At 68.3% G+C, this 23,190-nt stretch carries 21 protein-coding genes and 1 riboswitch; of the genes, 8 read left to right on the top strand and 13 right to left on the bottom strand.

Going from position 1 to position 23,190, the window contains the following annotated elements:
* Window positions 1-3: 3 nt before the first annotated feature.
* From ACZ48Y_RS04330 to ACZ48Y_RS04320, 3 genes are read right to left on the bottom strand one after another with little or no spacing between them, the layout of a single operon-like run.
* Window positions 4-966: an electron transfer flavoprotein subunit alpha/FixB family protein gene (locus ACZ48Y_RS04330; protein WP_464742511.1), complete on the bottom strand. Its 963-nt coding sequence runs from the start codon at window positions 964-966 to the stop codon at window positions 4-6.
* A 9-nt stretch (window positions 967-975) separates the two neighbouring features.
* Window positions 976-1,737 (bottom strand): electron transfer flavoprotein subunit beta/FixA family protein, encoded by a 762-nt coding sequence (locus tag ACZ48Y_RS04325; RefSeq protein ID WP_464742509.1) that lies wholly within the window; start codon window positions 1,735-1,737, stop codon window positions 976-978.
* A gap of 17 nt (window positions 1,738-1,754) precedes the next feature.
* Window positions 1,755-2,909, bottom strand: a complete 1,155-nt coding sequence (locus ACZ48Y_RS04320) for an acyl-CoA dehydrogenase family protein (protein ID WP_464742820.1) — start codon at window positions 2,907-2,909, stop codon at window positions 1,755-1,757.
* A gap of 176 nt (window positions 2,910-3,085) precedes the next feature.
* Window positions 3,086-3,208, top strand: a riboswitch (FMN riboswitch).
* Window positions 3,209-3,247: 39 nt separating this feature from the next.
* On the opposite strand from ACZ48Y_RS04320, the gene ribD reads away from it, so the two are divergent.
* From ribD to ribH, 4 genes are read left to right on the top strand one after another with little or no spacing between them, the layout of a single operon-like run.
* Window positions 3,248-4,384 carry a bifunctional diaminohydroxyphosphoribosylaminopyrimidine deaminase/5-amino-6-(5-phosphoribosylamino)uracil reductase RibD gene (ribD, locus tag ACZ48Y_RS04315; protein ID WP_464742818.1) on the top strand — a complete coding sequence of 379 codons (1,137 nt, stop codon included), beginning with the start codon at window positions 3,248-3,250 and terminating at the stop codon, window positions 4,382-4,384.
* Entirely contained in the window at window positions 4,365-4,952 is a 588-nt protein-coding gene (locus ACZ48Y_RS04310) for a riboflavin synthase (RefSeq protein WP_464742507.1), read from the top strand. The genes ribD and ACZ48Y_RS04310 overlap by 20 nt, the downstream gene beginning before the upstream one ends.
* Window positions 4,949-6,142 (top strand): bifunctional 3,4-dihydroxy-2-butanone-4-phosphate synthase/GTP cyclohydrolase II, encoded by a 1,194-nt coding sequence (locus tag ACZ48Y_RS04305; RefSeq protein ID WP_464742505.1) that lies wholly within the window; start codon window positions 4,949-4,951, stop codon window positions 6,140-6,142. The genes ACZ48Y_RS04310 and ACZ48Y_RS04305 overlap by 4 nt, the downstream gene beginning before the upstream one ends.
* 12 nt (window positions 6,143-6,154) lie before the next feature.
* Window positions 6,155-6,616, top strand: a complete 462-nt coding sequence (ribH, locus tag ACZ48Y_RS04300; RefSeq protein WP_464742503.1) for a 6,7-dimethyl-8-ribityllumazine synthase — start codon at window positions 6,155-6,157, stop codon at window positions 6,614-6,616.
* Window position 6,617: 1 nt separating this feature from the next.
* On the opposite strand, the gene ACZ48Y_RS04295 is transcribed toward ribH, so the two are convergent.
* Window positions 6,618-7,058 (bottom strand): universal stress protein, encoded by a 441-nt coding sequence (locus ACZ48Y_RS04295; protein ID WP_464742501.1) that lies wholly within the window; start codon window positions 7,056-7,058, stop codon window positions 6,618-6,620.
* Window positions 7,059-7,127: 69 nt separating this feature from the next.
* Here ACZ48Y_RS04295 and ACZ48Y_RS04290 point away from each other — a divergent pair, with 69 nt between their 5' ends.
* From ACZ48Y_RS04290 to ACZ48Y_RS04280, 3 genes are read left to right on the top strand one after another with little or no spacing between them, the layout of a single operon-like run.
* Complete coding sequence (locus ACZ48Y_RS04290; protein ID WP_464742816.1) at window positions 7,128-8,327, top strand: M16 family metallopeptidase; 1,200 nt, start codon at window positions 7,128-7,130, stop codon at window positions 8,325-8,327.
* Window positions 8,324-9,544 carry a M16 family metallopeptidase gene (locus tag ACZ48Y_RS04285; RefSeq protein ID WP_464742499.1) on the top strand — a complete coding sequence of 407 codons (1,221 nt, stop codon included), beginning with the start codon at window positions 8,324-8,326 and terminating at the stop codon, window positions 9,542-9,544. The genes ACZ48Y_RS04290 and ACZ48Y_RS04285 overlap by 4 nt, the downstream gene beginning before the upstream one ends.
* Window positions 9,541-10,431, top strand: coding sequence for a CAP domain-containing protein (locus ACZ48Y_RS04280; RefSeq protein ID WP_464742497.1), 891 nt, complete (start codon window positions 9,541-9,543; stop codon window positions 10,429-10,431). The genes ACZ48Y_RS04285 and ACZ48Y_RS04280 overlap by 4 nt, the downstream gene beginning before the upstream one ends.
* A gap of 15 nt (window positions 10,432-10,446) precedes the next feature.
* Here the strand turns inward: ACZ48Y_RS04280 and ACZ48Y_RS04275 are convergent, their stop codons facing one another.
* Genes ACZ48Y_RS04275 through ACZ48Y_RS04250 form a run of 6 tightly spaced genes read right to left on the bottom strand, consistent with a single transcriptional unit; the run spans window position 10,447 to window position 18,855 of the window.
* Window positions 10,447-11,760: an MFS transporter gene (locus ACZ48Y_RS04275; protein ID WP_464742495.1), complete on the bottom strand. Its 1,314-nt coding sequence runs from the start codon at window positions 11,758-11,760 to the stop codon at window positions 10,447-10,449.
* A gap of 14 nt (window positions 11,761-11,774) precedes the next feature.
* Complete coding sequence (gene narI, locus ACZ48Y_RS04270; protein WP_464742493.1) at window positions 11,775-12,464, bottom strand: respiratory nitrate reductase subunit gamma; 690 nt, start codon at window positions 12,462-12,464, stop codon at window positions 11,775-11,777.
* Window positions 12,461-12,961 carry a nitrate reductase molybdenum cofactor assembly chaperone gene (locus ACZ48Y_RS04265; protein WP_464742491.1) on the bottom strand — a complete coding sequence of 167 codons (501 nt, stop codon included), beginning with the start codon at window positions 12,959-12,961 and terminating at the stop codon, window positions 12,461-12,463. The genes narI and ACZ48Y_RS04265 overlap by 4 nt, the downstream gene beginning before the upstream one ends.
* Entirely contained in the window at window positions 12,962-14,473 is a 1,512-nt protein-coding gene (gene narH, locus ACZ48Y_RS04260) for a nitrate reductase subunit beta (RefSeq protein WP_464742489.1), read from the bottom strand.
* Window positions 14,474-14,482: 9 nt separating this feature from the next.
* Entirely contained in the window at window positions 14,483-18,076 is a 3,594-nt protein-coding gene (locus tag ACZ48Y_RS04255) for a nitrate reductase subunit alpha (RefSeq protein WP_464742487.1), read from the bottom strand.
* Window positions 18,073-18,855 carry a c-type cytochrome gene (locus ACZ48Y_RS04250; RefSeq protein ID WP_464742485.1) on the bottom strand — a complete coding sequence of 261 codons (783 nt, stop codon included), beginning with the start codon at window positions 18,853-18,855 and terminating at the stop codon, window positions 18,073-18,075. Before ACZ48Y_RS04250 ends, ACZ48Y_RS04255 begins: the two co-directional genes overlap by 4 nt.
* Before the next feature lie 99 nt (window positions 18,856-18,954).
* On the opposite strand from ACZ48Y_RS04250, the gene ACZ48Y_RS04245 reads away from it, so the two are divergent.
* The gene (locus tag ACZ48Y_RS04245) at window positions 18,955-20,865 is read left to right on the top strand and encodes a GAF domain-containing protein (protein WP_464742483.1); all 1,911 of its coding nucleotides are present in this window, start codon (window positions 18,955-18,957) and stop codon (window positions 20,863-20,865) included.
* Window positions 20,866-20,868: 3 nt separating this feature from the next.
* Here the strand turns inward: ACZ48Y_RS04245 and serS are convergent, their stop codons facing one another.
* Genes serS through ACZ48Y_RS04230 form a run of 3 tightly spaced genes read right to left on the bottom strand, consistent with a single transcriptional unit; the run spans window position 20,869 to window position 23,174 of the window.
* Window positions 20,869-22,137: a serine--tRNA ligase gene (gene serS / locus ACZ48Y_RS04240; protein WP_464742481.1), complete on the bottom strand. Its 1,269-nt coding sequence runs from the start codon at window positions 22,135-22,137 to the stop codon at window positions 20,869-20,871.
* On the bottom strand, window positions 22,137-22,424 hold the full coding sequence (gene gatC, locus ACZ48Y_RS04235; RefSeq protein WP_464742479.1) for an Asp-tRNA(Asn)/Glu-tRNA(Gln) amidotransferase subunit GatC: 288 nt from the start codon (window positions 22,422-22,424) through the stop codon (window positions 22,137-22,139). The genes serS and gatC overlap by 1 nt, the downstream gene beginning before the upstream one ends.
* Window positions 22,425-22,430: 6 nt before the next feature.
* On the bottom strand, window positions 22,431-23,174 hold the full coding sequence (locus ACZ48Y_RS04230; protein WP_464742477.1) for a DUF554 domain-containing protein: 744 nt from the start codon (window positions 23,172-23,174) through the stop codon (window positions 22,431-22,433).
* Window positions 23,175-23,190 lie beyond the last annotated feature (16 nt).

The raw sequence follows: 23,190 nt of genomic DNA, 5'->3' as shown, positions 1-23,190 counted from the left end.
GCGCTAGTCCTTGAGCTTCTTGACCGCCTCGATCATCGCCGGGAGGACCTGGTGCACGTCGCCGATGATGCCGTAGTCGGTCTCCTTGAAGATCGGGGCGTCGGGGTCCTTGTTGACTGCGACGACCACCTTGGACTTGTTCATCCCCGCTTGGTGCTGGACCGCGCCGGACACCCCGAGGGCGATGTAGAGCGCGGGCTGCACGGTCTTTCCGGTCTGCCCGACCTGCTCGGCGTAGGGCCGCCAGCCAGCGTCGACCACCGCGCGGGTGGCGCCGACCGCGCCACCGAGGAGGTCGGCGAGCTCCTCCACGAGCTGGAAGGCCTCGGCGGAGCCCATGCCGCGGCCGCCGGTGACGACGATGTTGGCCTCGGTCAGGGGCACCCGTTTTTGCTCTTCCTTGATCTTCTCCAGCACCTCGACGCGGCGCTCGAGCTCGCCGAGCGGGACCTCGAGGGCCTCCACCTTCCCCTCCCCTTTGGGCTCGGCGAGGGGGGCGGTGTTGGGCTTGGTGGAGACGACCACCGGGTAGGCGGCCTTTTGCGTCTCCAGCACCCGGTTCAAGAAGGCGTACTTCTTCGCGATCACCGCGTCCGCCTCGGGGTTGAGCTCGAGGACGTCCTCCAGCAGGGCCGCGTCCAGACGCGCCGCCAGGCGGGCGGTCCAGCTGCGCCCGGTGCGGCTGGCCGGGGCGACGACCGCCTTGGCGCCGCTGGCCTGGGCCGCCGCGTGGGCCGCCGCGGTCCACTTCTCGGCGGTGTAGTCGGCAAACTCCGGCGCGTCCACCACATAGAGGGTATCGACGTAGCGCCGGGCTTCCTCCGCCAGCGGGCCGACCCCCGCGCCGACGAGCAGCCCGGCCACGGGGGCGTCGAGGGCGGCGGCGATCTCGCGGGCCCGGGTGGTGGCCTCGAGGCCACCCTTTTTCAGCTTCTCACCATCGTGTTCGAAGACGACCAGCACCATGACGACCTCCTAGATGACCTTGGCTTCCTCGTGCAGCAGCTTGACGAGCTCTTCGGCGGCCTTCTCGGGCTCCTTGGTGCCATCGAGGAGCTTCTGTTTGCGTTCGATCTTGACGATCTCCTGGTGCAGGATCTCGACCTTGCTCTTATCCACGCCGAGGTCGCTGGCCTCGATCTCCTTGATCTCCTTCTTCTTGGCCTTCATGATCCCCGGCAGCGTGGGGTAGCGGGGTTCGTTGAGCCCCTGCTGGGTGGTGAAGACCGCGGGGAGCTGCACCCGCACCCGCTCCGCGCCTTCGTCCAGGTCGTGCTGGGCGATCGCGGTCTGCTCGCCCTCGAGCTCGAAGGCGGTGGTCCAGGTCACGCTGGGCCAGCCCAGGGCCTCGGCGACCGCCGGCCCCAGGGCCTGGCTGTCCCAGTCCGCCTGCTGCCCCCCGGTGAAGACCACCGTCGGGGCCTCCTCCGCCAGGACCTTGGCCAGCGCCTTGGCCTGGGTGATGGGGTCGACGTAGCCGTCGTGCTTAACCAAGATCGCGCGATCCGCGCCCATTGCCAGGGCGGTGCGGATCGCCTCCTTGGTGCGCTCGGGGCCGAAGGCCACGACCACCGCCTCGCCACCGTGGGCCTCCTTGAGCTGGATGATCTCCTCGACCGCGTACTCGTCCATCTGGTCGAGGATCATCGTCGCTCCGGAGAGATCGATCTTGCCGCCTTCCTCGCGCAGTTTGGCCTCGCCGTCGGGAACCTGTCGAACGATCGCTACGAACTTCATCCTGCCTCCTTTCCCTGCTAGGGGATGTTCTTCTTGATGTGCCGGGCGATGATCACCCGTTGGATCTCGTTGGTACCCTCGTAGATCTGGTTGAGCTTGACGTCGCGAAGCAGCTTCTCCACCGGGAAGTCGTTGACGTAGCCGTAGCCGCCGTGAATCTGAATGGCCTCGTTGGCGGCGTCGAAGGCGATCTCCGAGGCGTAGGCCTTGGCGATCGCCGAGGCGTAGATGTGCCGGGGGTCGTCCTGGTCGGCGAGCCAGGCGGCGTAATAGGTGTACATGCGGGCGGTCTCCAGACCGATCATCATGTCCGCGAGCTTGAACTGAATGGCCTGGAAGTCGATGATCGGACGCCCGAAGGCCTCGCGCTCCTTGGCGTACTTCGCGGCCTCCTCGAGGGCCCGCCGGGCCACCCCCACCGATCCCGCGGCGACCGGGATGCGGGTCTTGTCCAGGGTGAGCATCGCGATCTTGAAGCCCTCGCCCTCCTCGCCGAGCCGGTTCTCCACCGGGACCTCGACGTCCTCGAGCACCACCTCGTAGGTCGGGGCGGCGCGCTGGCCCATCTTGCCGTGGATCTTGTTGAACGACACCCCGGGACGGTCGCGCTCCACGACCAGGGCCACCACCCCCTTGTGCCGCAGCGCGGGGTCAAAGGTCGCGAAGACCACCATCCAGTCCGCCTCGGCGGCGTTCGAGATCCACATCTTGGTGCCGTTGAGGACGTAGCCGTCGCCCCGCTTTTCGGCCTTGGTCTTGAGCGCGGCGGCGTCCGAGCCGTTGCCGGGCTCGGAGAGGGCGAAGGCGGCGAGCGCTGGCTTTTCCGTCAGCGGCCTCAAAAAGCGCTCCTTTTGCGCCTCGCTGCCCGCGAGCAGCACCGGGGTGATGCCGAGCTCGCTGGCCATGGGGATAGTGTAAAACCCCATGTCCGCCCAGCCCAGCTCCTCGCCGATCAGCACCTCCTCGATCATCCCCAGCCCGAGCCCGCCGTGGGCTTCGGGGATGGCGATGTTCAGGAGGCCGATCTCGTAGAGCTTTTCGATCAGCGGCCAGGGGGTCTCCTCCCGCTCGTCGTACTCCCGGGCGGCCGGCGCGACCTGCTCGCGGGCGAAGCGCCGGGCCAGCTTCTGCAACTCGATCTGTTCCTCGGTCAGCCTGAAGTCCAATGGCATGGCCACCTCCCGGGCCGGGCCCTTCTTTGACTCAGTATAAGTTTGCCCGCCGAGCCCGGCAACACCCCCATGTTAAACGCTTTTTTGGCGATCGGCGAAAAAGCGTAAGGGAAGGTATGAACGTCCTGTCTTCCTCTGCTAAACTCGAACCGGCGCCATGGGCGCCCAAAGCACGACCCCTCCTTCGGGGCAGGGTGGAAGTCCCGACCGGCGGTGAAAGCCCGCGAAGCCTCGAATCGAGGCCCGACCCGGTGGAACTCCGGGGCCGACGGTGAAAGTCCGGATGGGAGAAGGAGGTGAAGGGCAAGCCTGCCCGCGGTTCTTTGTTGAACGATTTCCTGCGTGACGACGACCGGCGCTACCTCGCCGAGACCTTGACCCTGGCCGAGCGGGCCAGGGGTCACACCCATCCCAATCCCCTGGTTGGGGCGCTTTTGGTCCGGGATGGCCTGGTGGTGGGAGAGGGCTACCATCCCCGCGCCGGGGCCCCCCACGCCGAGGTCTTCGCGCTGCGCGAGGCGGGGGAGGCGGCGCGCGGGGCCACGGCCTACGTCTCGCTGGAGCCTTGCAACCACCACGGCCGCACCCCGCCCTGCAGCCTGGCCCTGATCCAGGCCGGTGTCCGGCGGGTGGTGGTCGCGGCCCGGGACCCCAACCCCCAGGCCCAAGGCGGGCTCGAACGCTTGCGCGCGGCGGGGGTCGAGGTGGTCCACGCCGGCTGGGACGCCGAAGTGCGGGCGCAAAACCTGGCCTTCTTTACCGCCCTGGAGCGGAGGCGGCCCTTCGTGCGGCTCAAGGCCGGGGCCACGCTGGACGGCCGGGTGGCCGACGCGGGCGGCGAGAGCCGCTGGATCACCGGTCCCGAGGCCCGGGCCGTGGGCCACGCCTTCCGGCAGTCCTGCGGGGCGGTCGCGGTGGGGGTGGGCACGGTTCTCGCCGACGACCCCCGGCTCAACGTAAGGAACCCCGACTGGCGGCCCTTTTCCTGGATGCGGGTGCCCCCGCCGCCGATCGAGCCCTGGAAGGTGGTCTTCGACACCAAGGCCCGCACCCCGCCCACCGCCCGGCTCATCCAGCGGGGCCGGGCGATCGTCCTGGTGGGGGAGGGCGCCCCGAAGGCGCGCGTCGAGGCCCTTCAGGCCGCCGGGGCGGAGGTGATCCGTCTGCCCGAAGGCGAGGAGGGGGTGAAGATCGAGGCGGCGCTCAAGGCGCTCTACGCGCGGGGCCTTACCGCCCTCCTCGTCGAGGGTGGGCCGCGGCTCGCAGGAGCGTTTTTGAAGGCCGGGAAGGTGGACCGGCTCTCGCTCTTCTTGGCCCCCAGGTTGCTCGGCGAGGGGCGTGGGCTTTTTTCCGGGTTCCGTCCCGCCCTGGCCGCGGCGCCCAGGCTGAGGGTCCTCGGGCGCGAGCCGGTCGGCGAGGACCTTTGGATCGAGGCCGAGCCATTGGAGGAGGCGGATGTTCACCGGAATCGTTGAGGAGGTCGGCCGGGTCCGCCGGGCGTATCGCCGCGGCGGGAACCTGAGGGTGGAGATCGCGGCCGAGAAGGTGCTCGAGGGCACCCGGATCGGGGACTCGATCGCGGTCAGCGGGCCCTGCCTGACCGTCGTCGCGCTGGGGAACAGGTGGTTCGCGGTGGACCTGGCCGAGGAGACGGTGCGGCGCACCGCGCCGCGCTGGCGCGCGGGGACCCGGGTCAACCTGGAGCGGGCCCTGCGGGTCGGAGATCGGCTCGGCGGGCACTTCGTCAGCGGCCACGTCGACGGGGTGGGGCGGGTCGTGCGCTTTTCCAAGCGCCCGGGCGCGGTGGACCTCTACGTCGAGGTCCCCGAGGGCCTCGAGCGCTACGTCGCCCCCAAGGGCTCGATTGCCATCGATGGGGTATCCCTGACCGTGGTCGGCGTCGAGGGGCGGACCTTCTACGTCACCCTGATCCCCCACACCCTGGAGGTCACCACCTTGGGCGACCTGGCCCCCGGGGATCCGGTCAACCTGGAAGTGGATTTGCTCGCGCGCTACCTGGCGCGCTTGATGGAGGCGAGATGATCGCGAAGATCGAAGACATCCTGGAGGCCCTCAAGGCTGGGCGTCCGGTCATCGTCGTGGACGACGAGGACCGCGAGAACGAGGGCGACCTCATCTTTCCCGCGCAGTTCGCCACCCCGGAGCTGGTCAACTTCGCCATCAAGGAGGCCCGGGGCCTGCTCTGCGTGGCGCTCACCCCGGAGCGGGCCGAGGCCCTGAAGCTGTCCCCGATGGTGAAGAAGAACACCGATCCCCATGGCACCGCCTTCACCGTCAGCGTGGACGTCGCGGATGCTACCACCGGGATCAGCGCGTTCGAACGGGCCCGCACGATCCAGCGGCTCGCCGATCCCGAGGCCGGCCCCCAGGACTTCCGCCGGCCGGGGCACGTCTTTCCGCTCATCGCCCGCAAGGGTGGGGTGCTGCGCCGGGCCGGGCACACCGAGGCCGCGGTGGACCTGATGCGGCTGGCGGGGCTCTTTCCCGCTGGGGCGCTGATCGAGATCATGAACGACGACGGCAGCATGGCCCGGCTGCCGGACCTCGAGCGCTTCGCCGAGCGCCACGGTCTCTTGATCGCCACCATCGCCGACCTGATCCGCTACCGCCTGGAGCAGGGGGACCGCTTCGTGACCCGCGAGGCCGAGGCCCGGCTGCCCACCGCCTACGGCGAGTTCACGATCATCGGTTACCGCGACCAGACCAGCGGTGAGGAGCACGCCGCGCTGGTCATGGGTGACCTCAGCGGGGACGTGCCGGTGTTGGTGCGGATGCACTCCGAGTGCCTGACCGGGGACGCGCTGCACTCCCTGCGCTGCGATTGCGGGTTCCAGCGGGACCTGGCGATGAAGCGGATCGCCGAGGAGGGGCGGGGGGTGCTGGTCTACCTGCGCCAGGAGGGGCGGGGCATCGGCCTGGTCAACAAGATCAAGGCCTACCACCTTCAGGACGCGGGTTTGGACACGGTGGAGGCCAACCTCGCGCTGGGCTTTCCCCCGGACCTGCGCGACTACGGGGTCGGGGCCCAGATCCTCTACGACCTGGGGTTGAAAAAGATCCGGCTTTTGACCAACAACCCGCGCAAGATCCGGGCGCTCTCCGGGTACGGCCTGGAGATCGTCGAGCGGGTTCCGCTCCGCGCCGGGGACAACGCCCACAACGCGCGCTATTTGGAGACCAAGAAGGAAAAGCTGGGCCACTGGATGGACTGAAGGAGGCAGGGCATGCGCGAGATCAAGGGACACTGGAACGCCAGCGGGGTGCGGCTGGGCCTGGCCGTGGCCCGCTTCAACGAGCACGTCACCGAGGCGCTCTTAAAGGGCGCGGTGGAGGCCTACCGCCGGCTCGGCGGGGACGTCGCCGACCTGATCGTGGTCCACGTCCCCGGCGCGTTGGAGCTGCCGCTGGCCGCCAAGCGGCTCGCCGAACGGCCGGACGTGCATGCGGTGGTGGCGATCGGGGCGGTGATCCGCGGGGCGACCTACCACTTCGAGGTCGTCGCCGGGCAGTCCGCGGCGGGGCTGATGAAGGCCCAGCTGGACACGGGCACCCCGATCATCAACGCGGTCCTTACCACCGACACCCTGGAGCAGGCCCTGGAGCGCGCCGGCACCAAGGCCGGGAACAAGGCCGCGGACGCGGTGGCCGCGGCGGTGGAGATGGTGCGCGCGCTGGGCGAGCTCTAGCCTACTTCTGCCGGCAACGTACGACCAGGATCGGGGTCTCGACCTGGCGCAGCACCCCCTCGGTCACCGAGCCCAAGAGCAGCCGGTCCAGGCCCCGCCGACCGTGGGTGCCCATCACCACCAGGTCATAGTCCTTGGCCATCTCCACGATCGCCGGTACCGGGCTGACCTCCTCCTTCAGGACCGCTTCGGCCTCGATGCCCCGGGCCTTGGCCTTCTCGACCAGCTTGTCCAGGATCTCCTTGGCGCTCTTTTTGAGCTCCTCCTCGAGCTCGAAGGCGAAGGGCACCGCCTCCGGGGCCACCCAGAGCGCCTCCAAGGGGTTTTCCAGGACGAAGAGAAAGGTCACCTTGGCTCCGAGCTTCTCCGCGCACTCCAGGCCCTTTTCGATCGCCTGCTCGCTGCAGGGGCTGCCGTCGGTGGGCATCAGAATCGTTTTCATCTCTAACCTCCTGAACCCATCTTACGCCCGCGTATACTGGCCTGCGTGGGAACGATCATCGAACACCGTATGGCCAACGGCCTGACCCTCGCCATTGAGCGGCTGCCCGATCATCCCGGCGCGGCCTTTCATCTGCTCGTCCCTGCCGGGGCGACGACCGACCCCGAGGGGCACGAAGGGGCCAACGCGGTGCTCGAGCGCTGGCTCTGGAAGGGGGCCGGCGAGCGCGATGCCCGGGCGTTTGCCGAGGCGCTGGACGCGTTGGGGGTGCGCCGCAGCAGCTCGGCGGGCCTCGAGTACACGACCTTCAGCGCGGCGATGCTGACCGAGGTCTTCGAGCCGGCGCTGGGGCTCTTTGCCGACCTGGTGCGGCGCCCCCGCCTGCCCGAGGCGGGCTTCGAGGCCGCGCGGCGCGCGGTCGAGGAGGAGCTTGCGGGGCTCGAGGACAACCCCCCGAAAAAGCTCTTCGTCCGGCTGCGGGAGCGGGTCTTCGAAAGCCCCCACGGCCGCAACGTCGAGGGCAGCTTCGAAAGCCTCAAGCGGCTCACGCCGTCGCTGCTCGAGGCGGAGCACCGGCGGCGCTACGCCCCCAAAGGGGCGATCCTCGCCGTCGCCGGGGGGCTGGATCCAGAGGCGGTCGTCGCCGCCGCCGAGCGCTGGTTCGGCGACTGGGGCGGCGCAGGGCCCGCCCTGCCGGCCCCGGTGCTCAGGCCACGCGGTACCTACCGCTGGCGCGAGGACACCGCCCAGGTGCAGATCGGCCTCTACTACGAGGACGTGCCCCCGGACGACGCACGGGTCTACGCCGCCCGGCTCGCGGCCCAGGTGCTCTCCGGGGGGATGGCCAGCCGCCTCTTCACCGAGGTCCGGGAAAAGCGCGGCCTGGTCTACGCGGTCCACGCCAGCCCCGGCGCGGTGAAGGGCTGGGGCTACCTCGCGGCCTACGCCGGGACCACCCCGGAACGGGCGGAGGAGACGCGCCGGGTGTTGAAGGGGGAGCTGGCCCGCCTCGCCGAAGGTGTGAGCGAGGAGGAGCTCGAAAGGGCCAAGATCGGGGTCAAGAGCGCGCTGGTGATGCAAGGGGAATCGGCCCAGGCGCGCGCGGCCTCGCTGGCCCGGGACCTCTTTTTGCTGGGCCGGCCGCGGTCGCTGGACGAGATCCTGACCAAGGTCGAGGCGGTCAGCTTAAACGCGCTCAACGCGTTCTTGAGCGAGCGTCCCTACACCGACCCCTGGGAGGGCGTGCTGGGACCGGAGGGTGCGGCATGACGTTCAAGGAAACCATCCTAGACAACGGCCTTCGGGTCATCGCGGAGATCAACCCCAACGCCCACTCCGCGGCCATGGGATATTTCGTCAAGACCGGGGCCCGCGACGAGCGGCCCGAGGAATCCGGGGTGAGCCACTTCCTCGAGCACATGGTCTTCAAGGGCCCGCCGGACATGGACGCCTACGCGGTGAACCTGGCCTTCGACCGCATTGGCGCGCAGTACAACGCCTTTACCTCGGAGGAGAACACGGTCTTCTACGGCGCGGTGCTGCCCGAGCTGTTGCCCGAGCTGCTCACCCTCTTTTCCAAGCTGATGCGCCCCGCGCTCAGGCCGCAGGACTTCGAGACCGAAAAAAAGGTCATCCTGGAGGAGATCGCCCTCTACGAGGACAACCCCCAGTTCACCGCCTTCGACCGGGCCAGGCGCCACTACTACCGCGGTCACCCGCTCGGTAACTCGGTCCTGGGGACGCGGGAGACGATCCAGGCCCTGACCCGGGATCAGATGGCCGACTACCACCGACGCCGCTACGTCCCCGGAAATATGGTGCTGGCCTTCGCCGGCAAGGTGGACTGGGACCAGGCGGTGGCGACCGCGGCGCGTCTGACCGAGGCCTGGGAAGCGGGCGAGGCCCCCCGCGCCTACCCGTCCTTCGAACCGGTGCGGGCGGAGGTCGAGGAGCCCTATCCGCGTGCGTCCCAGGTCTACTTGCTGGTCATGGCGCCGGGGTTCGCCGCCCAGGACGAGCGGCGCTACGCGGCAAACCTCCTCGCCCAGGTGCTGGGGGCCCCGGGCAGCAGCCGGCTGCACTGGGCGCTGGTGGACAAAGGCCTGGTCGAGACCGCGGGGGCTGGGCACGAGGAAAACGACGGGCTTGGCAGCTACCACGCCCTCGCCGTGGCGCGTCCGGAGAACGCGGCCGAGGTGGCCGAGCTTCTCGAGGCCGAGCTCGAGCGGCTTGAAACCGAGCCCCCCAGCGAGGATGAGCTGGAGCGGGCCAAGACCCGGACCAAGACCGGAATCGTCTTCTCCGGGGAGACTCCGATGCGCCGCCTCTTCGGCCTGGGGTTGGAATACGTCTACACCGGGCGCTACGTCAGCCTGGAAGAGACCCTGGCGCGGGTGGAGGCCGTAGGGCGCGAGCAGGTCGCCGAGCTGGCCGCGCTCAAACCCTTCGAGCGGCGGTTGCGCTACGCGTTGAAGCCAGGGCGTTGAGGGCGATCCTCTGGCTCTTGGTGTGGGCGCTGCTCAGCGCTTCCAGCGCCCAGGGGGCGCTTGAGCGGGCGGTCTTCGACCTCGCGAACCAGGCCCGCGTGGCGCATGGACGTCGGCCCCTGGCCTGGGACGCGCGGCTCGCCGAGGCCGGAAGGCGCCACGCCGAGGACATGCTCGAAGCCCACTACTTCGGCCACCTGAGGCCGGGTGGGCTGGGGTTTTACGAACGCTTTTGGGGGGCCGGGCTCTACGCCCTGAAGGTATCGGAAAACCTCTTCGAGCTCGACGCCCCAACCCTGCCGGCGGACTTCGCCGAGCGCGCGGTCGCGGCCTGGCTCAAGAGCCCCGGCCACCGCAAGAACCTCCTCGACCCCCGCCTGACCCACATGGGGGTCTGGGTCGTGAGCCGGGGTACGCGGCACCTCGCGGTGCAGGAGTTCGCCTTCGAGCCCTTTGCCCTCGCGGTGAGCCTGAAGCCGGGCCGGGGATTGGTCGTCCGTTGGGTGCTCGAGGGCCAGAGCGCCTTTCCGGTGGCGGTGCTGGTGGCCGAGCGACGCTTGCTCGAGGCCGGCCCCGGCCGCGTGCGGCGGGTCTTCGAGCTTCCCCAAGGGGTGGAGCCGGTCCTCGTCGTCCGGCGCGGCGGTGCCTGGTATCGGGCCGGCACTGCCGACGGGGTGCGCCTTGACCGGCGGCGGGTCGTCCTTCCCGGGGTCTGGGTTCGGCTCGGCGCTCCGGCGGGCGACTACGTCCTGGGCGTCGGCGCGGAGGCGCCGCGGGCGATCTACGAGGGACCGCTGCCTCCCCGGGTGTTCGCGCCCCTGACCTGGCGGGGGGTTTGGATAGGGCAGGGGGATGCGTTCGCCTACCGCATCCCCCTGCGTCCCTAGACGGGCCGGAAGTCGCTAGGCAGGCTGCTGTTTGGGCCGGGTGGTCTCCAAGATCCAGACCAGGGCCAGGGCCAAGGCGCCCAGGATGACGTAGGTGATGAAGCCGAAGGGGTAGCCCTTGGCCGCCCCGAACGCTTTGACGAAGTAGCCCATGATGGGCGGGACCACGAAGCCGCCGAAGGCCCCGAGCCCGCCGACCCAGCCCGAGGCCCCGCCGACCGCGTCGGGCACGTAGAAGGGGACCATCTTGAAGACCGCGGCGTTGCCCACCCCCATGCCGAAGCCGATGATCGTCTCGCCGATGAAGGCGAGGACGAAGCTGTGCGCGAACATCATCACCAGCGCCCCGACCAGAACCGATCCGAAGGCCAAGAACGCGGTTCGCTCGCCGCCGATCTTGTCCGAGAGCGAGCCTCCCCAGACCCGGATCAGCGAGGCCAGGATCGAGAAGTAGGCGGTGAGGTAGGCGGCGATGCGCACCGGCTGGTCGAAGAACTCACGCCAGTAGGTGGGCAGCCACGCGGTAAGGGCTAAGAAGCCGCCGAACGAGGTGAAGTAGAGCGCGACCAGCACCCAGGTGCGCCAGTTGGCCGCCGAGCGCACCAGGGTTTCGATCAGCGAGCCGGCGGGGAAGATCTCCTGTCCCAGTTCACGGGCGATTGCCTTGGCCTCCTCGGGGGGCAGCCCCTGCTTGAGGAGCTGGAAGTAGGGGGCGCCGTAGCCGATCAGGTAGAAGATCACCGTCCCCGCCACCAGGAGTCCGGTCCACGCGGTGTAGGCCCCGAGGAGACCCCAGGCGGCCAGGGCGGCGGGCAGGAGGAAGGTGAAGATGCCCGGGGCCAGGTTGCCGACGCCGGCGTAGGTGCCGAGCGCCCAGCCCTGGCGACGCTGGGGGAACCAGTAGGAGACCATGCTGATGCCCACCGAGAAGGTGGCGATGCCGCAGCCGGCGAGGAAGCCCAAAAAGAGCAGGAGCGGATAGAGCCCGGCGCTCAGCCGGTCGGGGTAGTAGGCGACGATCATCCAGATCAGGCCCAGGAGCCCCACGATCGACATTCCGAGCAACGTGAGCATGGGCTTGCGCCCGCCGTCGGTGTCCACCCAGGCCGAGAAGGGGATCCGAAGCAGCGAGCCCGAAAGCATGGGCATGGCCACCAAGAGGCCGACCTGGATGGGGTCCAGGCCCATGGCCTCCTTGAAGTTCTTGGCGGTGACGTTGAAGAGCGCGACCGCCGCAAAGCCCACGAAGAACCCGATGGTCGCCGCAACCAGCGCTTCGTTGGGGTTGGACTTGATGCGGTACTTTTTGAAGGCTTCGGTGCTCATCATGTATCGCTCCTTTCTCAGGCTTCGCCGCCGACGAAACGGCGACGCACCCAGATCACGATCTGCCAGGGGCGGAAGAGGTAGCCGAGGGGAAGGGTGATGAGGTGCACCAGGCGAGAGAAGGGGAAGACCGCCAGGAGCAGCCAGAAGTTGAACACATGCCACTGAAAGGCGAAGGGGAAGTCCGCGACCAGCTCCGGCCGGGGTCGGAGGATGAAGATGCTTGCCAGATAGGGGCTCATCGCGCCGGCGAACCAGGCGCTGCCATAGCGGTAGGCCAAGGCGGTGTAGACCCCGGTGGCCACCGAGATCAGGAGCAAGAGCAGCACCACGTAGTCCATCGCGGTGGCCGTGGCCCGGACCTTGGCCACACTGACGCGCCGCCAAAACAGGATCAAAAGGCCCGCCAGGGTCCAAAGCCCCAGGGCCAGGCCGCTGACCTCGAGCAGGTAGAGGCGCAGCGGCTGGCCGTCCCAGGCGAGGATGGCCTCGGGGAAGAGCCAGGCCAGGAGGTGGCCGGTGAGGATCAGGGTGATCCCCCAGTGGAAGGGGATCGAGCCCCAAAAGAGGAGCCGGCGCTCGAGTAGCTGGCTGGAGAGCGCGGAGATGGTGAAGGGACGGAAGATCGAGCGATAGATCGTGACCATGATCGCCAGCGCCAGCGCCACGTAGGGGAAGATTTCAAAGAGCAGCGCGTTCCAGTTCATGCCTGCCTCCTTTCCAGTTTGGGCACCAGGCGTAGGAAGGCTTCGATGAGGTGGCGGTAAGGGTTCTCCCGATCCAAGGCCTCGAGGTCCTTTTTGATTCGGGCCAGCGCGGGCTCGAGCGTCTCGATCAGCTCGGGAAGGGGCGTCGTCGTGCGGTCCAGGTAGCGCAGGATGGGCACCAGATGGTCGGGGAGCTCGCCTTCCAGGTCAATGCCCAGCCCTTGCATCTCCCGGTTCAGCGCGGCCATGAAGTCCCCCCTGCGGTAGCTGTCCCCCCAGACCATGTAGCCGATGTAGGGGACGAGCTTGGGGTTCATGTCCATGGTCGCGGTGTAGAGCTCCTCCCACCGCGGCAGCCCCAGGGCCTCGACGGCCTTGAGAAAGCGCCCGAAGGCGTTCCTCGCCGGTCCTTGGGGGGCGCGCTCGAAACCCGCTTGGAGGCGCTCCAGGAGGCCGGGGCGCGGGTAGGTGAAGGCGTCCGCCAAGAGCGCGTACATCTACTCCCCCCTCACCGGCGGCTGAAGGAACCCAAGCCCGACCTCTCCCTTGTGTTCCAGGGGGTCCTTCCAGGCTTCGATCGCCGCCTCCCGGTGGTAGGGCGGGATGACGAAGCGTTCTTCCAGGGTGGGCTGGGTGGTGAGCTTGTAGATCGCCTCCGCGGTGGCCTCGTCGAGGCCCACCTCGGCGAGGGCCGCCTTGGCCTCGTCGGTGAGCGCGCCGTCCACGGTCTGGGCCCGCTTGTAGATGCGCACCGCGAGCATCTTTTTGAGGATCTCCTCGATGATGTCCTCGCGACCGGCGGAGAAGAGGTTGGCCAGGTACTTGACCGGCATGCGCGCCTTGGAGAGATCCTTGAAGAGCTCGAACTCCGGACCCTTGGTGTCCAGGGCGAGGTTGAGGGTCTTGTTCTCCATCACCCCCATGACCGGGGAGAGCGGGGGAATGTAGAACATCATCGCCAGGGTGCGGAACTCCGGGTGCAGGGGCAGGGCCAGCTTCCAGACCTTGACGAACTTGTAGACCGGCGATTCCTGGGCGGCCTTGATCCAATCATCGCTGATGCCGTTCTTCTTGGCGGCGGCGATGACCTCGGGGTCGAAGGGATCGAGGATGGCCTCGCGCTGGGCCTCGACCAGCTCCTCGTCGGGCACCATCGCCGCCTCCGGAATGCGGTCGGCGTCGTAGAGCAAGACCCCCATGTAGCGAATGCGGCCGACGCAGGAGTGGGCGCAGGCCGGAGCCTGGCCGGTCTCCAACCGCGGGAAGCAGAGGATGCACTTTTCGCTCTTCCCGGTCGACCAGTTGTAGTAGACCTTCTTGTAGGGGCAGGCGGCGACGCACATGCGCCAGGCCTTGCACTTGTTCTCGTTGACCAGCACCACCCCGTCCTCGCCCCGTTTGTAGATCGCGCCCTGGGGGCAGGCGGCGACGCAGGCGGGGTTGAGGCAGTGGTTGCAGATGCGGGGGAGGTAGTTGAAGACCACGCCCTCGATCTCCTCGAGCTGGGCGCGCACCGCGTCGGGAAGACCCTCGAGGTTCTTGTCGTTCCTGGCGTAGAGGTCCGAGCCCGAGAGGTCGTCGTCCCAGTTGGGGCCGGTTTCGATCTCCATCTCTTCGCCGGTGATCATCGAGATGGGCTTGGCGGTGGGTTGGTCGTCGCCCTCGGGTGCGGAGAAGAGGTCGCCGTAGCGGTAGGTGAAGGGTTCGTAGTAGTCCTTGAGGTCGGGAAGGACGGGGTTGAAAAAGAGCCGGGCCAGCCCCTGGGCCTTGCTATGCAGCCTCAGCTTGAGCTCGCCTCGGCCGTCGTAGACCCAGCCTCCCTGGTAATGCTCCTGGTCTTCCCATCCCGTCGGATAGCCGGTCCCGGGACGGGTCTCGACGTTGTTCCACCACATGTACTCGGCGCCCTTGCGGTCGGTCCAGAGGTTCTTGCAGGCCACCGAGCAGGTGTGGCAGCCGATGCACTTGTCCAGGTGGAAGAGCATGCTCATGTGGGTTCGAACGTTCATCATCGCCTCCTAGAACTCGGGCCGTTCGACCCGGCGCACGTAGACCCAGGTGTCGCGGTTGACTCCGGTGGGGCCCCAGTAGTTGAAGAAGTAGGTGAACTGGGCGTAGCCGCCGTTCATCAGCACCGGCTTCAAGCGGGTGCGGGTGATCGAGTTGTTCATCCCCGCCCGCTTCTTGCGCAAGGGGGACTTGGGGATGCCCACGGTGCGCTCGGTGGCGTGGTAGACGAAGACCGTCCCCCGGGGGATGCGCGCCGAGGTGATCACCCGCTGCACGAAGACCCCGTTGTCGTTGAACAGCTCGACCCAGTCGTTGTCCTCGATGCCCAGCTCGGCGGCGTCCTTGTCGTTCATCCAGACCGGGTAGCCGCCGCGCGAGAGGGTCATCATGCGGTTGTTCTCGGAGTAGGTGGAGTGGATCGACCACTTTCCGTGGGGGGTAATGTAGTTCATCAACCGCCCCTTGCCCTCCTTCTGGCTGACCTCGGTCTCCAGGAGCTCGGTGACGTCGGGGCGGGGCTTGTAGGTGGGAAGGTGCTCGCCCCAGGCGAGGTAGCCGGGGTGGTCCAGGTAAAAGTGCATGCGCCCGCTCAGGGTGCGCCAGGGGACGAGCCGCTCGACGTTTAGGGTGAAGGGGCTGTAGGCCCGGCCGTCGTTGATGATCGCCGACCAGGTGGGCGTGGTGAGCTGCCGGCGGGGCTGGGCCACGATCGCGTCGAAGGTGATGCGCACGCTGCGGTTCTTCTCGCCCAGGTCGCGAAGCTTCAACCCGGTCTTCTTCTCTTCTTCGAGGAAGGCCTTGTAGGCGAGCTCGCCGTTGGTCACCGGGTCCAGCCGGAGGATGGCCTCGGCGACCTGCTTGCCGTTTTCCAGGGCGGGGAAGACATCCCCGAGGAGGGCGCTGTGTCGGGGCTGGTGGGACTTGAGCGCCGCGTACTCCTCGGCGGCGGGGATCTTCAGCCCGTGGGCGGCGACCCCGTTTTGTTCGATCCCCTTGCCCAGCGAGACCATGCGTTCGTAGAGCTCGGTGTAGCGGCGTTCCACCACCCGGAACTTGGGCATCGTCTTGCCGGGGATCGCCTCGACCTCGCCCTTCCACCAGTCCTTGACCTCGGTCTGGGCCAGCTCATCGGGCGTGTCGTGCTGCAAGGGCAGCATCACCACGTCCTTGACCGGGTCGGGGAGGTGGGTCTTGGCGAGCTCGGCGATCTTTTTGGCGAAGAGGCTGAAGATCTCCCAGTCGGGCTTGGCCTCCCAGACCGGGGGGACCGCCGGCTGCATGGGGTTGACGAAGGTGTGCATGTCGGTGGTGTTGAGGTCGTGCTTTTCGTACCAGCTGGCGGCCGGCAACACCAGGTCCGAGTAGAGCGCGCTGGTGTCCATGCGGAAGTTGAGGTCGACGACGAGGTCCAGCTTGCCTTCCGGGGCGGGTTCGCGGAAGACCACCTCCTTCACCGCGTCCTTGGCCCACTCCTTGGCCACCGCGTTGGAGTGGGTGCCGAGGTAGTGGCGGAGCATGAACTCATGCCCCTTCATGCTGGTGCCGATCGCGTTGCCCCGCCAGATGAACCAGACCCGCGGCCAGTTCTCGGGGGCGTCGGGGTCCTCGACCGCGAACTTGAGCTCACCCTTTTTGAGCTTGTCCACCACGTAGGCCACGATCTCGGCGTCGCTCTTGGCCCCCTTGGCCTCGGCCTCGGCGGCGAGCTCCAGCGAGTTTTGGTTGAACTGGGGATAGAACGGGAGCCAGCCCCGTTTGACCGCCCGGACCTGGTGATCCATGGTGTGCAGGTCCACCTCGCTCGGGGCCCGGTCGTAGTCCCGGGCGCCGCGTTCGTAGCGCCACTGGTCGGTGTGCACGTAGTGGAAGCTGGGGGTGTTCTGGTGGCGCGGGGGCATGCCCCAGTCCAGCGCGAAGGCGATCGAGGCCCAGGAGGCCTGGTTGGCGACCTTCTCCTGGCCCACGTAGTGGGCCAGGCCGCCGCCGTTCTTGCCCACCGCGCCGGTGAGCATCAGCCCCACGATCCCCGCCCGGTACATCAGGTTGTTGTGGTACCAGTGGTTGACCCCGGCGCCGATGATGATCATGTTCTTGCCGCCGGTCTTGCGCCCGTTCTCGGCCCAGGCCCGGGCGAAGCGGATCACGGTCTCGCGGTTGATGCCGGTGTAGCCCTCCTGCCAGGCGGGGGTGTAGGGCTCGGGGTCGTCGTAGTCCTTGGGGTAGGCGCCGGGCAGGCCGCGGCCCACCCCGAACTGGGCCATCAGGAGGTCGAAGACCGTGGCCACCGCGACCCGGCCGCGGGTGGTTTGCACGTAGCGCACCGGCACCCCGCGCTTGAGGGTGCGTTCGCCGGCGAAGTCGTCGAAGACCAGCTCGCGCACCTCGTCGTGGGCTTCGAGGAAGCTGAGCTCGGGGTCGATCGCCTCGCCGGTCTTGCCGTCCTTGGGCTCGAGGTTCCACTTGCCCTTTTCCCGCTCTGCCCAGCGGAATCCGATCGCGCCCTGGGGCATGCGCGGGCCCTTGTCCTTGTCCCAGACCAAAAGCTTCCAGTCCTTGTGCTCGACGTCCTGGTAGGCCTCGAGCTCACCGGCTCGCAAAAAGCGTCCCGGACGGTCGCCATCGATTTCGATCAGGAAGGGGGCGTCGGTGTAGGTCTTGAGGTAGGCCTCGAACTCCGGGGTGCGACGATCGGCGTAGTACTCCTTGAGCAGGACGTGGTCCACGGCCATCCAGAAGGCCCCGTCCTGCCCGGGGTTGACCGGCACCCACCAGTCCGCGTACTTGGCGACCTGGGAGAAGTCGGGGCTGAAGACGACCAGCTTCGCCCCCGCGTGCCGTACCTCGGAGATGAAGTGGGTGTCCGGGGTGCGGGTCATGTTGAGGTTCGAGCCCATCACCGCGATGAAACGGCTGTTGTACCAGTCGGCGGACTCGTTGACGTCGGTCTGCTCGCCGAAGATCTCCGGAGAGGCGGGGGGAAGGTCGCAGTACCAGTCGTAGAAGCTGAGGATCGTGCCCCCGATGTGGGAGAGGAAGCGGCTCCCCGCGGCGTAGCTGACCTGACTCATGGCGGGGATCGGCGAGAAGCCGATCACCCGGTCTGGCCCGTAGTTCTTGATCGTGTGCACCACGCTGGCGGCGACGATCTCCAGGGCCTCGTCCCAGGTGGTGCGACGGAAGCCGCCCTTGCCCCGGGCGCGCTGGTAGCGGCGGCGTTTTTCCGGGTCGTTTTGAATGGCCTCCCAGGCCTTGACCGGATCGGCGTGGGCCTTCTTGGCCTCCCGCCAGAGGTCGAGCAGGGCCCCGCGGGCGTAGGGGTGCTTGACCCGGATGGGGCTGTAGAGGTACCAGGAGTAGCTGATGCCGCGCTGGCAGCCGCGGGGTTCGTAGGGCGGCAGGCCCTCCTCCAGCAGGGGGTAGTCGGTAGCCTGCAGCTCCCAGGTGACGATGCCGTCCTTGACGAAGACCTCCCAGCTGCAGCTTCCGGTGCAGTTGACGCCGTGGGTGGTGCGCACCCGCTTGTCGTGCTGGTGCCGGTTGCGGTAGAACTCCTCCCACTTGCGTTCGGCCGGCGACTCGATCTCCTTGATCCAGTCCTTCATCGTTTCCTCCTTTGCAAGAGATCGCGGTAGGTCAGCTTCTGCCTGGGCCAGGCGGGCAGCAGGATCAAGAACAGCACCGCGGTGCCCAAGACTCCGAGGCCGAAAAAGCGTGCACCGGTCGCACCGGCTTTCGCTTCCTCTGCGCTTTTGAGGAAGGCGGCGACGTCCCGGGCTTCATCCGGGGTCAGGGGCTTGTCCCGGTAGATGACGCGCATGATGCGGAAACCTGGCTTTTCCAAAAGGGTGGGAAGGGCGTCGCCAAACTTCTTCCCCGCGTCGGAGAGGTCCGGGCCCAGGGTGCCGCCGCCCAGCGCGCCCAGGCCCTTGGCCTGGTGACAGGCGATGCACGGGGTGCCTCCGTTCTGGAAGCGCCGGGCCCCGACGAAGAGGGCCCGGCCGCGTTCGGGGTCGCCCTGCCGCAGCGGCGCGGCGTTGGCGGGTGCTTCGTGCGTGCCCTTGAGCCCCGCGGCGACATACGTGGCCAGCGCCCGCACCTCCTCGTCCGAGAGCTGGGAGAAGGAAGGCATGCTGCCGTTGTAGGTCGTTCCGTTCACCGTTAGTGGTCCGCTCAGCCCCTCCTTGATGACCTTGATCACGTGGTTCACGTCGGTGGCGTGGGGATTGCCGGCCAGGGGCGGGAAGACGCCCGGCACCCCCTTGCCGTTCGGTCCATGGCAGGCGGCGCAGTGCTCCTGGTAGAGCGCGGCGCCGTCCGCGGCCAGGGCCGTGGTGGCGAGGAGGAGGCCTAAGATCCACACCAAGCGCATGGGGTTTCGCACCGTTCACCTCCTTCGCGGTTCAAGGTAGGCGGGCGGGGTTCCCTGGGGATTCCATTTCAGGGACATACGTCCTTATCGCGCTATAGTGGGGGGGTGCCGTTGAAGCGCTGGCGAGTGGATCCTTCAGGCCGCATCGTCCTCGTGACCCCGGGCATGGCTCGGTTCTTCGAGGCCGATCCCGACGAGCTGAAGGGGCGCTACTGTTGGGAGGTCGTCCAGGGCAGCGACGACTTTGGGCGGCCGGTCTGCGACCGTTGCCCGGTGATGGCCCAGCTGCGGCGGGGGGCGTACGAGGCCGAGGTGCCGATCCGGGTTCGCGGTCAGCGGATGCGCTGCCACGGGCTGGTCGTGGACGGGGGCTTTCAGATCGTCCTCGACGAGCGCCGCCGGCCCAAGCTGGGGGAGGTGCTGTACTCGTTGGCCTGGGCCACGCAGCGGATGGGGGAGGCGCCGGGGCGCTTCTTCCAGACGCTCGAGCGCTTCCTGGCCAAGCTGCGCCGGGCGGTGGGGATGGAAGCCGCCGAACTCTTCATCGCCGACCCCGAGCACCGACACCTGATCCTCACCGCGGTGGACGCGGAGAACCGCAGCGCCTTTTTCGAGCGGGCCTGGTTCGAGGTCGGCGAGGGGTATCCGGGCATCGTGGCCCTCGAGCGCTCCCCCTTGGTCACCCACAACCTGCACAAGGACGCCCGCTATCTCAGGGAGAAGGTCAAGGCCGCCGGGTACCGCACCTACCTGGTCTACCCGCTTGAGACCCCGCGGGGGGTCATCGGCGTCTTGAACCTTGCGAGCAAGGACCCCGAGGCCGATGAACTGGCCGCGCTCGAGCTCCTGGAGGCGGTGGCGCCGGTCCTCGCCTCGGGGATCTACGCCGCGCTCACCGCGCTCGGCGAACGCCAGCTCTTCGACCTCGTGCGGCAGGCCAAGAACCGCGATCCGCGCACGGTCATCGAGGCCCTGCTGCGATCCGCGGTGGCCTTTTCCGGTGCCTCGGCCGCGGTCTTTCGCGACAAGGCGGGAACGCGCACCGCGGTGCCCGCCAACCTGCCCTTGGCTTGCCAGCGCCTGGACTGCGGGGTTTGGAGCGGGGAGCCGCTCGCGGTGAAGAGCGGGGGCAAGCCCTGCCCCTACGTCGCGGAAGGGCGTCCCCGTTACTGCCTCCCGGTCGTCGTGGACGGGGAGGTGGTGGCGGTGGAGACGGTGTACTTCTCCCGGCTTCCCAAGCCCGCCACCCAGGCCATGGCGCCCCTGCTCTGGATGCAGCGGCTTGCCTGGCAGGCCCTGCGCGTGGTGCCGAAAACGGAGGAGGCGGCGTTGCCCGCGCCGCGGGCCGAGGTGCGGGCGCTGGGGAGGCTGCGGGTGTGGCTGGAGGGCGAGGCCCTGGCCACGGACCGGCTCAAGACCCAGCCCTGGCGCCTTTTCAAGGTCTTGTTGGCCCACCTCGAGCGCCCGCTGGGGGTCGAGGAGATCGCCGAGGCCCTGTGGCCGCATCTGCCGCCTCAGGACGCCGCCCAGCGCGTTCCTCGGGTGGTTCACGAGCTGCGCAAGCGGCTCGAAAACGTCCGGGAGGCGATTCAGGTGACGCATGTCGAGGGAGGGTACCTGATGCAGCTCTCACCCCACTGCGACTACGACGTGCGTCGCTTCGAGGCGGCGATCCGGGACGGCGACGCGGCCGCCGGGGAGGTCGCCCTGCGTCACTACCAAAAGGCGCTGGCCCTTTACGAAGGGGACTTCCTCGCCGACGAACCCTACGCGAGCTGGGCGGAGTCCGAGCGCAGCTACCTGCGGGCCCTGGCGATCCGCGCCGGCGAGCGGGTGGGGGAGCTGCTCCTGGCGATGGATCGGCCGATCGAGGCCGAGGAGGTCTATCGCAAGCTGATCAGGCTCGACGAGAACGACCCCTATCTCTGGGAGCGGCTGATCGCGACCCTGGAGGCCGCCGGTCGGGAAGGCGAGGCCGAGGCCGCGCGGCGGCGGCTCGACGCCCTGCTCGCGGCGGGCTAGGCGCTACCCGAGGGTCTCCTTGCCCATGTAGGGCCAGAGCGCCTCGGGCAGGCGGACCTTGCCGTCCTCGGTCTGGTGGTTTTCCAAGAGGGCGGCGATGACCCGGGGGAAGGCCAGCCCCGAGCCGTTGAGGGTGTGGACGTAACGGGGCTTTTGCCCCTTTTCGCGAAAGCGCAGGTTCATCCGCCGGGCCTGGAAGTCCTCCATGTTGGAGATCGAGCTGACCTCGAGCCAGCGCTGCTGTCCGGCGGAGAAGACCTCGAGGTCGTACTTCTTGGCCTGGGTGAAGCCGGTGTCCCCGGCGCACATCAATAAGCGGCGGTAGGGGAGCTCGAGCAGCTCCAAGAGGGCTTCGGCCTGTTCGGTGAGGCGCTCAAGCCAGGCGTAGGAGGCGTCGGGGTGGCTGATCACCACCATCTCCACCTTGTCGAACTGGTGCAGGCGGTTGAGGCCCCGCACGTCCTTGCCGTAGCTCCCGGCCTCGACGCGGAAGTTGGGGGTGTAGCTGGTGTACTTCTTGGGCAGCTCCTCGGCGCTTAGGATCTCCCCGGCGTGCAGGTTGGTGACCGGGACCTCGGAGGTGGGGATCAGGTAGTAGCCGCCGGCCACCTCGTACATCAGCCCTTCCTTGTCCGGGAGCTGGCCGGTGCCGAAGGCGGCCTCCGGGCGCACCAAGAGGGGCGGGCGCACCTCGGTGAAGCCCCGCGCGACGTGGAAGTCCAAGAAGAAGTTTTCGAGCGCCCGCACCAGCCGCGCCCCGTCGCCGAGGAAGACCGGGAAACCCGATCCGGCGATCTTGGCCCCGCGCTCGAAGTCGATGAGGCCGAGAGCCTCGGCGACCTCCCAGTGGGGGCGGGGGGTGAAGGCGGGCAGCCGCGCCTCGCCCCAAGTCTTGACGACGACGTTCTCCTCCGGGCTCAGCCCCTCGGGAACCGAAGGGTGGGGGAGGTTCGGCAGTTCGGCGAGGATCGCCCGGATGTCCTCGGCGAGCGCTTTCTCCCGGGCTTCGAGGGCCTCGATCTTGGCCTTGATCGCCTCGGCCTCGGCGAGGAGGTCGCTGGCGTCCTCGCCGGCGCGCTTTTTCGCTCCGATTTCCCGGGAAAGCCTTTTTTGGGCGGCGCGAAGTTCGTCGAGCTCGGCCTTGACCTGGCGGTGCGCCTCGTCCAGGGCGAGCAGGGCGTCGACCTTGGGGACCAGGTCGGTCTCGCCCTTCTTCGCGATCCCCGCCTTGACCGCCTCGGGCTGTTCGCGGATGCGCTTTAGGTCCAGCATTACTCGACGCTCCTGGGTACGCGGAAAAAGCCGTCTTCGCGGTCCGGGGCGTTCTTCAAAACGTCGTCTTGGTCAAGCGAGGGACGGGGGCGGTCCGGACGCAGCCGCCCCGCTTCCTCCACCGGCCGGGTCAGGGGCACGACCCCCTCGAGGTCGAGGGCGTTGATCTGCTCGACGTAGGCCAGGATGCGCTCGAGGTCGGCGCGCAGGGCTGCCTTTTCCTCGGGAGCTAGGGCGATCCGGGCCAGCGTCTCCAGGTGGGAGAGGAGTTCCTCGCTGAGCTTCATCCCGAGCTAGCTTACCAAGCGCGCCAGGGCCCAGAGCAACGGAGCCAGAAAGAGCGCGGGGAGGAACGCGCCCACGCGGATCTTCGCCGCCTCCAGGAGGTTGAGCCCGATGCCGATCACCATCAACCCACCGACCCCGGTGGCGAGCAACACCCGGGGGTCGTGGGCGGGGTCCGGCAGCACCGCCCCCAGCGTGCCCGCGAGGAGGGAAAGGCCGATCTGGTAGGCGAGCAGCACGACCACGCTAAACCCCACCCCGATGCCGAGGGTGGCGGTGAGGGCGATCGAGGAGATGCCGTCCAGCGTGGCCTTGATCAAGAGCAGCGAGGGATCGCCGAGGAGGCCGTTGTTCAACGCCCCGATCAGGGTCATCGGCCCCACGCAAAAGAGCAGGCTCGCGGTGAGGAAGCCTTCGGTGAAGCGCCCGCCACCCCGGACCGCGACCCGGACCCGTTCACCGACCGATTCGATCGCTTCCTCCAGCCCCAGGGCCTCGCCAAGCGCGCCTCCGAGGGCGATCGCCAAGAGGCCGAGGACCACCCCGTCGATCGCTCCCGCACCGCCCCGCGGCAGGCTCTGGGCCATGGAGACGCCGATGAAGAGCGTCGTCAGCCCCACCCCCTGGACCACCGTCCGGCGCAGCTTCAGGGAGAGGCGGCCGTGCAGGGCGAGCCCGATCAGGGTGCCGAGCACGACCGCCAGGGCGTTGATCCAGGTGCCGCTGGTCTTGGCCCAAAAGGAGAGCTCCACGCTGGCGCAATTATAA

The organism is Rhabdothermus arcticus (genome assembly GCF_055382915.1).
This window is presented reverse-complemented; position numbering and strand designations above follow the sequence as displayed.